Annotated in this window: 11 protein-coding genes; 7 read left to right on the plus strand and 4 right to left on the minus strand. The window is 72.0% G+C overall.

The genetic code is table 11. The features are described from left to right. Positions 1-2: 2 nt before the first annotated feature. The 4 genes from WMF29_RS24590 to WMF29_RS24605 all read left to right on the plus strand — a co-directional run bounded on the left by WMF29_RS24590 (position 3) and on the right by WMF29_RS24605 (position 3,519). A complete protein-coding gene (locus WMF29_RS24590; protein ID WP_437322579.1) occupies positions 3-335 on the plus strand; it encodes a cytochrome C oxidase subunit IV family protein in 333 nt (110 codons plus the stop codon). 315 nt (positions 336-650) lie between these two features. After that, positions 651-1,358 carry a hypothetical protein gene (locus WMF29_RS24595; protein ID WP_437322580.1) on the plus strand — a complete coding sequence of 236 codons (708 nt, stop codon included), beginning with the start codon at positions 651-653 and terminating at the stop codon, positions 1,356-1,358. Between the two features lie 216 nt (positions 1,359-1,574). Continuing rightward, entirely contained in the window at positions 1,575-2,642 is a 1,068-nt protein-coding gene (locus tag WMF29_RS24600) for a hypothetical protein (protein WP_437322581.1), read from the plus strand. Between the two features lie 70 nt (positions 2,643-2,712). Then, positions 2,713-3,519 carry a ferritin-like domain-containing protein gene (locus WMF29_RS24605; RefSeq protein ID WP_437322582.1) on the plus strand — a complete coding sequence of 269 codons (807 nt, stop codon included), beginning with the start codon at positions 2,713-2,715 and terminating at the stop codon, positions 3,517-3,519. A 130-nt stretch (positions 3,520-3,649) separates the two neighbouring features. On the opposite strand, the gene WMF29_RS24610 is transcribed toward WMF29_RS24605, so the two are convergent. The 3 genes from WMF29_RS24610 to WMF29_RS24620 all read right to left on the minus strand — a co-directional run bounded on the left by WMF29_RS24610 (position 3,650) and on the right by WMF29_RS24620 (position 5,992). Beyond that, entirely contained in the window at positions 3,650-4,657 is a 1,008-nt protein-coding gene (locus WMF29_RS24610) for a Rieske 2Fe-2S domain-containing protein (protein ID WP_437322583.1), read from the minus strand. A 56-nt stretch (positions 4,658-4,713) separates the two neighbouring features. After that, the gene (locus WMF29_RS24615) at positions 4,714-5,322 is read right to left on the minus strand and encodes a TetR family transcriptional regulator (RefSeq protein WP_437322584.1); all 609 of its coding nucleotides are present in this window, start codon (positions 5,320-5,322) and stop codon (positions 4,714-4,716) included. Between the two features lie 157 nt (positions 5,323-5,479). Beyond that, a complete protein-coding gene (locus WMF29_RS24620; protein WP_437322585.1) occupies positions 5,480-5,992 on the minus strand; it encodes a GNAT family N-acetyltransferase in 513 nt (170 codons plus the stop codon). Between the two features lie 524 nt (positions 5,993-6,516). Here WMF29_RS24620 and WMF29_RS24625 point away from each other — a divergent pair. Both WMF29_RS24625 and WMF29_RS24630 read left to right on the plus strand, forming a co-directional pair. Then, complete coding sequence (locus WMF29_RS24625) at positions 6,517-7,110, plus strand: hypothetical protein (RefSeq protein ID WP_437322586.1); 594 nt, start codon at positions 6,517-6,519, stop codon at positions 7,108-7,110. 436 nt (positions 7,111-7,546) lie between these two features. After that, positions 7,547-8,839, plus strand: a complete 1,293-nt coding sequence (locus WMF29_RS24630) for a hypothetical protein (protein ID WP_437322587.1) — start codon at positions 7,547-7,549, stop codon at positions 8,837-8,839. 267 nt (positions 8,840-9,106) lie between these two features. Here WMF29_RS24630 and WMF29_RS24635 read toward each other — a convergent pair whose 3' ends face one another. Beyond that, positions 9,107-10,606, minus strand: a complete 1,500-nt coding sequence (locus WMF29_RS24635) for a phytoene desaturase family protein (RefSeq protein ID WP_437322588.1) — start codon at positions 10,604-10,606, stop codon at positions 9,107-9,109. Between the two features lie 346 nt (positions 10,607-10,952). Here WMF29_RS24635 and WMF29_RS24640 point away from each other — a divergent pair, with 346 nt between their 5' ends. Further along, positions 10,953-12,659, plus strand: a complete 1,707-nt coding sequence (locus WMF29_RS24640; protein WP_437322589.1) for a protein kinase domain-containing protein — start codon at positions 10,953-10,955, stop codon at positions 12,657-12,659. The last annotated feature ends 8 nt before the right edge of the window (positions 12,660-12,667 follow it).

Here is a 12,667-nt window from a genome sequence, read left to right on the forward strand (position 1 = left end):
CCATGACCGTCAAGCACCTCTCCTCGCGGACCTACGTGATCGTCTGGCTCCTCCTCATGGGGCTGACGCTGGCGTCGTACCTCCTCTCGCTGGCCCACCTCGGCGAGGCCGACGTCGTCGCGGCGCTGCTCATCGCCACGGCGAAGACGCTGCTCGTGCTGCTCTTCTTCATGCACCTCATCGAGCAGCGCTTCACGAACGCCCTCCCCATGATCGTGGCGGCGCTCCTCGTCGGCCTGATGCTCACGCTGATGCTCAGCGACGTGACGAGCCGTCAGGCGATCTTGCAGCGGCCGATCCCGCTGTCCCCGCCGCCCGCGGCCACGCCCCGATGACGGCCGCGCCCCGGTGATCCGTCCGTCGCGCGAGCGCGCCCGCCGGCGCGGGGCGTAGCGCGCCGTCGTCGCGCGGCGATGGCCGCGCGGCGCCGTCGCGCGTCGCGATGGACGCGCGATCGAGCTCGTCCGTGCGACGCAGGAGCTCGGCTGTCGTCGGAGGGCGCGCGACGCCGATCTCACCGCATCGGGCGCCGCTCACATGGCCTATCCGCCGCCCTGTTTCAGGCCTACAAACACGTGCTCTCGGTGCCGCGCGACGGCCCTGCGGAAGGGTGTCTGCGCCTCCGGCATTGAACGTTCGTAGGAGCGATCATGAAGAGGTGGATTGGGCGGGCCGCGGTCCTGTGCGGCCTCGCCGCGGCCGCGTGCACCGCCGGCCCGGCGGACGCGCCATGGCTCGCGGACGGGGACGGGTCTCTTTCGCTGGACTGGGCGGCGGCCTCTCCGACGGCGTTCCGCGGCGCCCCCGGGAACGTCGACCCGAGCGCCCCGTGCTCCGCGCGGGTCCTCTTCACGGAGGCCTTCGCGGACAACGCGACCCGGTGGAGCCTCGCGGCGGGGTGGGAGATCGGGCCGGCGAGGGCGTCGAGCGACCAGCGCGCGGGGTTCCCCGATCCGGCGAGCGATCACACCGAGGCCGGCGACAACGGCGTGGCGGGCGTGGTGCTCGGCGGCAGCCCGAGCGTCACCGCACCGCACCCGCAGCGCTACCTGACGAGCCCCGCCGTCGACGCGCTCGTGAGCGGGCGAGTCACGCTGTCGTTCTGGCGATGGCTGAACACGACCTACCGCAACAAGGCCCGCGTCGAGGTCTTCGACGGATCGCGCTGGCGGATCGTCTACGAGTCTCCGCACGACGATGTCACCGAGTCCGGATGGAAGCGCGTCACCTACGACCTCACGCCCTACAAGAGCTCGACCTTGAGGGTGCGGTTCGGCTACAGCGCCGTCATCGCCTTCGGCGGCGCGCCCATGTCGGGCTGGAACATCGACGACGTGCAGATCGGCGCGTGCCGCTGAGTCGGCTCATGACCCGAGCGGGAGGGCGCCCGCGCGCTCCCCTGTGCACCGCGACGAGACGCACCACGACTGCCATTTTCCTTTCCTGCTGGCATCCATCACGACCCCGAGCTCGGCCATCGATGGCCCTGGCACCTTGCTTGCTCGACCCGGCCTCGGAGCGCGCGAGGACGCAACCTTGCGCCAACCTGTGCCAGAGAAAGGACGGATCGAACCATGGCCATGCAGAAGAAGCGAAAGGTGCTGAAGGCGCCGTTCATCGTGACCGTCGCCGCGGCGGCCTCGCTCACGGGCGCGATGGCCTTACCGGGGTGCACTCCCACGGTGAGCGACGGCAGCTGTCCGGAGTCGGCGCCCGCGGTCGGATCGAGCTGCGAGGTGGACGATCTCTCGTGCGGCTATGGCGACGACGGGTGCGGCCGCCCCATCGACTACACGTGTTCGGACGGTGTGTGGGAGCAGGCGCCCACGGCGACGTGCAACCCGCCTCCGCCGCCGGAGTGCCCGCCGGCGCTGCCGGCGGCCGGCAGCGCGTGCGCGCAGCCCGGGATGAACTGCAACTATGACGAGCCGCTGCCCACCGGTTGCCCGTCGACGGTGACGTGCGGTGACGACGGCACGTGGTCCGAGCCGATCGCGCCGGCCTGCAACCCGCCGCCGCTCGAGTGCCCCCCGGAGAAGCCGGCGGCCGGCAGCGCCTGCGTGCAGCCCGGGATGAGGTGCCCCTACGAGGACGCCGCGCCCGCCTTGAGTTGCCCCTCGACGGTGACGTGCGGTGACGACGGCACGTGGACCGAGACGGTCGTGCCGACGTGCAACCCGCCGGCGCCTGTGTGTCCCGAGAAGATGCCGTCCGACGGGGACCTCTGCGAGGGAGGGACCGGGCCTTGCCCCTACGAGATGATGACCGGCTGCGGCCCGATGCCGACCCAGGCCGAGTGCGTTCAGCAAAAGGACACCTGGAGCTGGCAGGTAGCCGAGATCTTCTGCAACCCGCCGCCCCCTGAGGTCTGCCTCACGGCCGCCACCGAGGACGCGTGCGCCAACCTCGGGCCGGCGTGTCGCTGGCTCACGCCAGGCTGCGGCGACGCCTCGGAGACACCCGTGCTGGCCCAGGCGGGCTGCTTCCCGAGCCAGGGTTGCGAGGTCGACGAGGCGTGTCCGGGGGGGACGCGCTGCCAGGAACTCGTCATCAACCCCTGTTACAAGCAGGCCTGTGACGCGTGCGGCTCGACGGTGAAGGTGTGCGCGCCGCCCGGCGGGCGCCCGAGCGCGTCGCCGTGAGCGCCTCCAGGGGCGGCGAGCGCCCGTCTCCCGCCTTGCCGCCCCCGGACTCCCCGCCTAGCGTGATCCCATGAAGGACGCCCCCGACGCAGAGCAGGACAGCGCCGCTGACGCAGAGGCGCCGCGCGGGCAGCGCGCCCCCCTCCCGCCCGCGAGCGACGCGGTGCGCGCCGAGTGGGGGCGGCGCGTCGAGGCCGAGTACCGCTCGGCGGCGATCACACAGCACCTCACGCTCTGGCTGATCCAGATGGGCGCATCGCCGGATCTCATCGACGACGGCCTCCGCATCGTCAAGGACGAGCTCGCGCACGCGCGCCTCAGCCATCGCGTCCACGCCCGCGCGGGCGGCGGCGCCTTGCCGGCGCTCCGCCGCGAGACGCTCGGGCTCAGGAGCAACGGAGACGAGGCGCTCGAGGTGGCCGTCGCCCGGGCGGGCGTGGAGGTGTTCTGCCTGGGAGAGACGGTCGCGGTCCCGCTCTTCAAGGTGCTCCGCGAGGGGTGCACCGTGCCGGTCGCGCGCCGGGCGCTCGACCGCATCCTGCGCGACGAGGTGCGGCACCGCGACTTCGGCTGGACGCTGCTCCGTTACCTGCTCGAGCAGCCGTGCGCGCCGGCCGTGAGGCAGCTGGTGGAGCGCGAGCTCCACGCCATGTTCACGCGGCTGCGCAGGAGCTACATGCCCCCTGGCGGCGCGAGGCGCGCGGCGATCTCCGACGACGACCGCGCCTGGGGCCTGATGCCGCCCGCTCGGTACGGCGAGATCCTCGAGCGCGCCGTGGAGCGGGACTACGTCCCTCGCTTCGGCGAGCACGGTCTGGATGCGACCGCCGCATGGCGCGCGGCGACAGCGCCCGATCGGTCCGCCGCGTCCCCCTGAGCCGGACGCCTCCCGTCCGCCGCGCGGCGCCGCAAGACTGCCGCGCCTCGTGCGCCGGACCCCGCCCGCCCTCCCACACAGCGCCGCTAGAGCTCGGTCTTCCAGGCCTGGAGCCTGCGCGGACGGGCCATCATGCCATCACGCGGATCACCCGCCGCTCCGGCAGGCTCGCTCGCCTCTGCTCCCATTCGCCGCGCGCCGCCGACTCGAGGATGCGGCGCAGGAGCAGCGCTGGCGCGTCCGCCTCGACGTGGTGCTCGCGGAGGGCCCCCGGTTCCGCGCAGGCGAGCTCCGCGCTCTCCAGGAGGAGCCGGTCCTGCCGGAGGATCGCCGGCTCTTCCTGGCGAAAGCGCACGCGCGCCCCGAAGGGCAACGCCCTCGCGATCATCCACTCCAGGCGGCACCGATCGGGCGCGGTCGGGACGAAGTGCAGGACGATCCGGCGCGAGGGGCCTCCCAGCGAGCGCACCTCGACGCGGTCGGGGAGCTTGAACGAGAGCAGCGTCTGCAGCGACCGCTGCCCGGGCGCGCCGCCGTCCTCGGGGACCGGCCCGCGCAGCGTCATCCCGTCGGGCGTCGGCCGCAGCTCGAGGAGCTCCTCGCGCAGGCCACGAAAGAGCGCGGTGTAGAACTGCCAGTGAGTCCACGGGTGCGCAAACGCTGGATGACACCAGTCGAGGTTGTTCTCCAGGCCTTTGATGGCGGAGCACCCGAGCTCCACCGAGCCCTGATCCCAGCGGTGCGCCGCGAAGCCGTCGATGCTCGGCGCGGGCGGCGGCGCTCCGCCGTGGCCCTCGCCGAGCCAGACCCACACATACCCGTCCTGCTCCGCGCACGGGAACGCGGGGACACCGCACCTCTCGGGGATGCGCCTGCCCCCCGCGAGCGACGGGATGTGCACGCATTCGCCGCCGCCGCTGTATCTCCAGCCGTGGTATCCGCACGCCAGCGCTCCCTGGGTCACGCGCCCGAGAGACAGCTTGACGCCGCGGTGGCAGCAGCGATCCGCGAGCGCGCGGGGACGGCGGCCGCCTCCGCGAAATACGACGATGTCCCGATCGAGGACCCGGACCGCTCGAGGGGCATCCCCGAGCTGCGAGGACGCACAGGCAACATACCAGTACTCCCTGAGGAACATGACCTCACCTCCAGCAAACATTCACGGATGTATGTAAATCGACACAAAAAACGCCCTCAGCGCCGGAGCCCGCGCAGGAACGTCGCGACCATGCGGCGCACGACGGCCCTCGACTCCAGCACCTTCGGGTCCATGAGGTGCAGCGCGGTCGCTCCGTGCACGAGGCTGACGGCCGCGAGGGCGGCGGCCCTCGGGTCCGTGGCGCGGTCGATCTGGCCGGCCGCGATGCCCTTGCGCACGAGGTCGGCGACCATGTCGACCAGGCGGCGCGCGCTCGCGATCTTCTGCTGGAATCCTGGCTCGAGCTCGGGCGTGAGCTCGGTCTTGAACAGCGTGATCGAGAGGACCGCGCGGTACTCCGGATCTTCCTCCAGGTACTCGAGCGATCGCGTGAGCAGGCGCTCGATCGATTCGAGCGGCGAGTACCGGGGCGACAGCGCCTCGGCGAAGACCTCGTTCGCCTTGGCGCAGCGCTCGCCGATCAGCGCCGAGTAGAGCTCCACCTTGCCCTTGAAGTGCCAGTAGACCGCGCCCCGCGTCAGCCCGGCTTCCGCCGCGACGTCCTGCAGCGTCGCCGCCGAGTATCCCCTGCGGCTGAAGACGCGCAGCGCCGCGTCGAGGATCTGCTCGCGGGTCGCCGCTGCTTCCTCCTTCGTCCGTCGCACCCACGTCATATACATTCACAAATGTATGTTAGCAAGCCCGATCGTCACCTGGTCGGCGGCGGATCGCGGAGCGCGCGGGTGGAGCCGCCGTCGTGACGGGCAAGGCGATCTGGCGGAGAGGACGCGAGATCGGGTCGTGAAGACGCCGGACCCGGGCTCAGGTCGCGAAGACGGCGAACTCGGGGCTGTAGATGACCACGCCTCGGGCGCGCTCCAGCGCCCCGTGCGCGAGCTCGATCGCCATGAACGCCTCGTCCGCCGCGTACTCGTTGCCGAGGCCGTACAGGCTTGCCTTCTTGAACCCGAACCGCGCGTAGTACTCGGGCGATCCGAGGACGACGGCGAACGCGAAGCCGGCGTCCCTGCACGCCGCGATCCCCCGTCGCGCCAGCGAAGAGCCGATGCCGCGGCCCTCCAGCCCAGGCGAGACCGCGAGCGGCGCGAGGCCGACGCCTTTGCCGGGGACGCCGTCGCCGGCGATCGTCACGGGGCTGAACAGGACATGTCCGACGATGCCCGCGTCCGTCTCCGCGACGAGCGACACGGCCGCGCGCCCCGCGTCCCGCAGCCTGTCCACGAGATCCGCCTCGAGCGCCGAGGGAAACGCCGCGAGGTGAACGGCGCGTATCCCCGCTTCATCCCCCGCGCGCTCGGGCCTGACGTCGCTCATCGACGCCCCCTCCAGACCGAGGCCCCTCGGCCGATCCGCCTGCGCGAGGGGGAGCGTCCGGCGCCGTCCCCCGCCCGCGAGCGGCGTCAAGCGCCGAAGAGGGCGTGGTTATGACAGACCATGTCCGACCGGGTCGACACCTCGATAACGCCCCCGCCTCTCCAGTTTTCCACAGGAGTTCTCCACAGGACATCCCCTGGACAACAGCTGGATTCTGTCGATTACCATCGCCGCGCAAGCCTCTTCTCGTCATGGCCATTCGGGCAGCCTAGCGGAACCCCGCGCCGCAGGGTGAACCGGCGCCTACCAGACAATGCAACCAACCGTAATTACTATAGTTTTTCCGGCCACAGCCCCCGCCGTCCGCCCCTGACAGGTTGGGACAATGTCCGTCCGATCGATCCCTTTCCCGACGGGTCGAAGATGACTATCCATGGTAGACATCAAGGACGCGGCGCGACGGCGTGTCTCTCGCATGAGCGTGTAAATGGCGCGCCGGAATGCTTCGTTTTGGAGGAGACTTCATGGAAAAGATCTCGCTCACGTACTTTGTCGACTTCGTTCTCAAGGCCGGGACGCCCAAGCTGACGGGCGTCAGGGAGTTCAAGGAGCGGAAGGACGAGCTCCACACGGACTTTTACAGGCAGGTGCGAGAGGCGATCGTCGACATGCACAGGAGCGGAAAGCCCACCAGCGTGCTCGACGGCTTCCTCGCCGCGCAGCACGACGAGCGGCGCCGCCGCATCTACCCGTCGGTGGTGAACGGATATCGCAAGTTCCTCGCCTCGACGAAGATGACGTGGTTCGAGCCGCCGGCGTCGACGTATCGCCTCGGCGATCTCGAGATCAACGTCAACCCGGAGCTCGGGCTCGTCATCGATGGGACGCCGCATGTCATCAAGATGTATTTCCGCGGGGAGCCCCTGTCGTCCAAGCGTGTCTCGGTCGTGCTGAACCTGCTCATGAACGGGCTCGCAGAGAGCACGCCGGGCGGCGCCTTCGCGGTGCTCGACGTGCGGAACGCCAAGATTCACACCTTCAAGGTGCCGAACCCGCGGCTCAGCCTGCTCCTCCGCGGCGAGGCGGCCTCCTTCGCCACCATCTACACCGGGCTGTGATCGCGGCGCCGCGGAGCGAGGCGGCGCCGCGCAGGCATCGCACCACGTCATCTCCCGGCGTCCACCGAGCCCACGGCGCCCACCGCGACACCGGCGTTGCCGCGCCGCGCGCCCTCCGCCGCTCATCCCGGCGGGGGTCGCGCGGCGCTCGCGCCCGCCCGGTGCAGGACGCGCGCTGGGTGGACGGGGTGGACGCGGGAGCCGAAAGGTCGATGTCACGACGACGACGCCGTGACGCCATGACGCGACGACGCGACGACGCGACGACGCGACGACGTGATGACGCGACGCCGCAACGAATGGCGCACACGCAATAGAGCTGTAGGAGATCGACGCCTCTGGCCTCATCGCAGAACGTACAAGCAGAGTAAAAATGACCGATTCAGAGAAAGAGAACTACGATCGCTCCGGCAGTTTCGTTTATCCTCGGGCTGCCATGGACCGTCGCGCGCAGATCACCGCAACCCCGCTTCATGTGCCCAGCATTCTTGTGGTCCTTGATCCCGCGTGGCCGGCGCTTTTCAGCCTGTGCCTCGCGGTGGCGCCGGGCTGCGGGGTGCTCCTGCACCGTTGCGATGCGGCCACCGCCGCGACGATCGCCGCCGAGCGGCGGCCGCTCGCGATCCTCCTGTCCAACAGCGTCTACGCAAGGGATCCGGCCGATTTCGAGGCGCTCGCCCGGGACGTCCACTCGACGTTGCTTCGGCTCGACGAGGAGGTCAGCGAGCGAGAGCTCGAAGCGATGCTGAACGGCGCGCTGCGCGAGACGCGCGAGATGAACGCGCAGCGCGACACGGGGCGGCGCGACGAGGGCGGCGGGCGCTACACGATGATCGGGGCGCAGCGCAGCGAGACCTTCGGCTCCAAGGGGTCCTCGGGCGGGGACTCGCGCGCACAGCAGAGGGCAGGCGCGAGCGCCGATCCCCGCCTCGCGCCGCGGGTCCGCGAGACGTCAACGAGCCACAGCACGCTGCCGCCGCCCTCGGCGCGCTCCGCAGCCCCGCCGTCGGCCCGGGCGCCCCTCGCGAGCCACGCGCTCACCCCGGTGCCCCCGTCGAGCGCGCCGCCGTCGTTCCGCTCCCCGCCGTCGGTGCCCTCGGCGCCGCCGCTGGCGCGCACGCAGCCCAGCGCTTACGCGCCGGGCGGGTCGCAATCGACACCGCCGCCCTCCGCCCGCCCGTTCTCGAGCCCTGCGCATGCGCACGCGGAGACCGCCGCGAGCGGCCGCCTGTCGAGCCTGCCCCCGTCGTCGCGCCCCGAGCCCTTGTCGAGCCCGCCCCCGTCGATGCGCTCACAGCTCCTGTCGGGTGCACCTCCGTCGACGCGCGCGCAGCCGAGCGCGCCGCCGGTCCCCTCGTCGCGCCCTCTGCCGGGGGGCCCTGCGGCGCGCCGGCCCACGCCGATGCCGTCGAGCGGGCAAGCTGGGCCGCCCTCCTCCAGGCGCAGCCTGCCGAGCCCGCCGTCCCTGCGCGCGATGGCGAATTCGCCTCCCTCCGTCCGCTCCGTCCCGCCCGGCATGCTCCCGAGCGCCGAGCCCCCGCCGTCGATCAAGACGATGGCCCCCCTGTCGGCGCGGATGGCCCCGGCGTCCTCGGTGCGCCCCGAGCTGTCGCCGCGCTCAGGCGTGCGAGAGCGGGGCAGCGAGGAGCTCGACGCCGTGTTCGAGGATCAGAAGCTGCCGCTCGACGCGCTCGCGCGGGGCAATCGCGGCAGCACGACCACGCGCTGAAGCGCGGGCCAGAGCGTTTTCCGCCCACCTCTGCCCCCTACAGCTCAGAGCGACGCTCTCCCCCACACAGGAAACAGCAGAGCGACGCTCTCCCCCGCACAGGAAACAGCAGAGCGACGCTCTCCCCCACACAGGAAACAGCAGAGCGACGGTCACCCGCACAGGAGACGGGCCCAGATCGGCGTTTTCGGCGCGCAAGCGCACTCCAGTGCGCTGAGCACCGAAAACGTCGAGATGGGCCCGTATCCGAAGCGGGTGACCGTCGCTCTAGCGGGGGCGGGTGAGCCACGATACGGAGGAGCCCGCGGCGCGCCCGAGCAGATCGCCGGCGATGTCGATCAGCGCGGGCGGCGCGGGCGCGCCGGGATCGCGGCCGAGATCGACGAGGATGCGGTCGACGCACTCCATCGCGCTCGAGGCGGCGAGATCCATCCCCGCGCCGCGCCCTCCGGCGGCGCGCCCTGCGAGGTACAGCCCCCGCACGGGCGTGTACACCGCCGGCCGCGCGCGGCCGACCTGGCCCGGCGTCTGCGCTGTCCCCGCCGCGCTCTCGCCGCCAGGAGCGCACGCCTCTCGACCTCCGTCCGCTGGGGATCCGTCGATGAAGATCGCCTGGGAGAGCAGGCCGGGCACCGCCGCCGACAGCGCGCGCAGGAGCTCGTCGACCGTCGCGCCGGGTCCACCGCGCGAGGCGCCGCCGCTCCCACCAGGTACGGCGCACGCGCAGAGGAGCTCATACCCGGGCGGCGCGAGCGACGGGTCGAAGCGCGTCGGCGCGAGGCAGTAGAACGGGAGCGCCGGCGCGCCGGCGCCGCCGGCGAGACCGGCGAGCGCGCCCGCCCCGACGAGCCGCCTGCGCAGCCCGATCTTGACCTCGACCAGCCTCGGCCGCGGCGTGATCGCACGGACGCGCGCCACGTAGGCGTCGGGGAAGTGCGGCTCGCCGACGAGGCCCGAGACCGTGCGCTGGAGCCCGGCCGCGCTCACCACGATCCGCGCGGGGAGCACCGTTCCATCCTCGAGCTCGACGCCGCGCACGCGACGATCGCGCACCAGCACGCGGCGCACGGTCGTGCCCGTCCACACGGCGGCGCCGAGCTCCCGGGCCAGGCGGCAGAAGACCTCGGGGATCCGCGACGCGCCGCCCTCGGGATAACGCTGCCGGCCGGCGCGGGCGAGCCGGCGCAAGGAGAACAGCGCCTCGCCCGCCGATGCCTCGGTCCCTGGCAGCAGCAGCGGCAGGCCAAGCAGCCCGCCGAGCCGAGCGGCGGCCGCGGCGCGCGGGATGAAGCGGGCCACGTACGCCTCGGCCGTCACGTCGTCGCACGCCGCCAGATCGACGTCGCGCATCGCCGCCGCGTGCGCGAAGAGACGCGCGGCGCCCGCAGCCTCCAGCGGCGTGAGGTCGAGGCCGCGCGCGAGATTCAGGGCGGCCCCGGGGAGCCGGAGGAGCTCCGCTTGCAGGACGACGCGGCGAGCGCGCGCTGCCCCGGCGCGGGCGCCCGCGAAGCAGAGCGCCGCCGGCTCGTCGTCCTGCCGGAAGGTGATCGCGTCGCCCTGGTCCACGCGGCGGAGCACGTCGCCGAGCGGGCCCTGCTCGCCACAGCCGAGCATGTGCGTGGCTGTGTCGACACGGAACCCGTCCCTCTCGTAAGCAGCAGAGGAGCCACCCGGGCGGCGCTCCCTCTCGACGAGCAGGGTCGGGATGCCGGCGTGCGCAAGGAGGAGCGCCGCGGCAGCACCGCCGACGCCAGACCCGATCACCACGGCGCGCAAGGGAGCCTCGTCCATGAAGTCACGAGAACATACCGCGGAGCGCCCCCGCGCGGCGCGCGCCGCGCCGCCGGCAATCACGCGGAAACCGCGCTGGAATCACGTGAGCCGACACGAGGACACGCGAGGAGGCGCGAGGGGAGGCCGCAGGATGCGAGGAGACGCGTGAGCCACGTAAGAGGACACTGGGCCACGCGAGGAGACACCGGGCTACGCGGAATCACGCAGGGCAAGGCAGCGCAGCACACCGCGACTCGACAAAGCGCCGAGGCGCGCGCCGAGCGTTGACCCTCGAGAGCGGCCCCTCGTAGAGTGTAGCCTTGCAGCCGACGTGCCCGCTATGAAGACCTGCCCGCAGTGCCATCAGCGTTACCCGGCCGACAGCGCCTTCTGCTTCATCGACGGCTCGTCGCTCGTCTCCGAGAAGGATCCCCGCATCGGGACGTCGATCGCGGGCCGCTACGTCATCGAGCAGGGCCTCGGGATCGGCGGGATGGCCACGGTCTACAGGGCGTACAACAAGCTGATCGGCACCCCGTGCGCCATCAAGATCCTGAACCGCGAGTTCGCGCAGGACACGACGACGCGGGAGCGCTTCCGGCGCGAGGCGCGGCACGCCCAGCGGCTCGCGCACCCGAACATCATCGAGATCTTCGATCAGGGCGACACCGACGACGGGCTGCCCTTCCTCGTGATGGAGCTGCTCCAGGGGACGAGCCTCGCCGACGTGGTGGAGCGCAGCCGGGTGCCGCTCGCGCGGGCGCTGCCCATCTGGGTGCAGATGGCGCGCGCCCTCGGCCGAGCGCACGACTTCGACGTCGTTCACCGCGATCTCAAGCCGGAGAACGTGTTCCTGCTGAAGGGCGACTGGGTGAAGCTCCTCGACTTCGGCATCGCCCGCTGCGCGCAGGACGCGCGGCTCACCAACCTCGGCGAGATCTTCGGCACACCTCAGTACATGGCGCCCGAGCGCAGCACGACGATCGACGCGGGCCCCCCGGCGGACCTCTACTCGCTCGGGGTCATCATGTTCGAGATGATCACGCAGCGGCTGCCGTTCGACGCGCCGGATCCGGCGAGCTGGATCCTGAAGCACATGAACGAGCAGCCGCCGCACCTCAAGGAGCTGGCCCCGGAGATGCCGGACGCGCTCGACCGCCTCGTCAGCGCCCTGATGGCGAAGGATCCCTCCGAGCGCCCCGTCGACGCGTACCGCGTGCTCGCGGAGCTCGAGGAGATCGCGGCCGCGAGCCGGATCGCGCTCCCCCCGCCGCCGGAGGCGATGCCGCGCGACTCGGCCGTGCGCTCGAGGGGCGCCGGGCGCGATCCCTGGGTCAGCCGGCTCGAGCTGTTCGAGCGGATGACGGCCCGCGCGTTCGGCGCGTCGGCGCCGGCGGACATCCAGCGGCAGCTCGACGCGCTGCGCGGCGTCGTGCGGGAGCACGCCGACCTCCGCTCGAGGGCCCTCGACGAGCAGCGGCGCCTCGAGGGCGTCGCCGAGGAGTGGCGGGACGGCCGGATGCAGATCGGACGGGCGATGGATGCGCTCACGGTCGACGCCTCGCTCACGCGCGACGAGGCCCGATCCTTCCGCGCCAGGGTGGCGCCGCTCAACGCGGCGACGCAGGCGTTCGTCCCCGAGGTGCTGATCGCGCACAAGGAGGCCGTGCGCTGGGAGGGCCGGTGCGGGTTCGCCGAGCCCTACCTCGAGCTCGCCGCCAGCTACCGCAGGCTGGCCGAGCTCGTCGAGGGCTGGTACGCGTCGCGCAAGGCGGACTACGAGGCGGAGAGCGAGGCGATCGCCCGCGAGCACGAGGTGGCCGAGGTGGACGCGCAGATCAAGAAGCTGCGCGAGCGCCTCGAAGAGCTCGACAGGCAGCTCGAGGCGCGGCGCCGGGAGTCCCAGGAGCGCATCGCCGAGATCGGGCGGAGGGTCGATCAGCTCGACGCCGAGCTGCTCCACCTGGCCAGCCGCTTCTGCGCGCCGCTCCGATCGAAGCCGGAGCTCGGCTCGCTCTTCGTGGAGCTCGAGCGGCTCGCCGGCTGACCGCTCCG

The sequence above is a fragment of the Sorangium sp. So ce381 genome (assembly GCF_051473845.1).
Classification (GTDB): Bacteria; Myxococcota_A; Polyangia; order Polyangiales; family Polyangiaceae; genus Sorangium; species Sorangium atrum.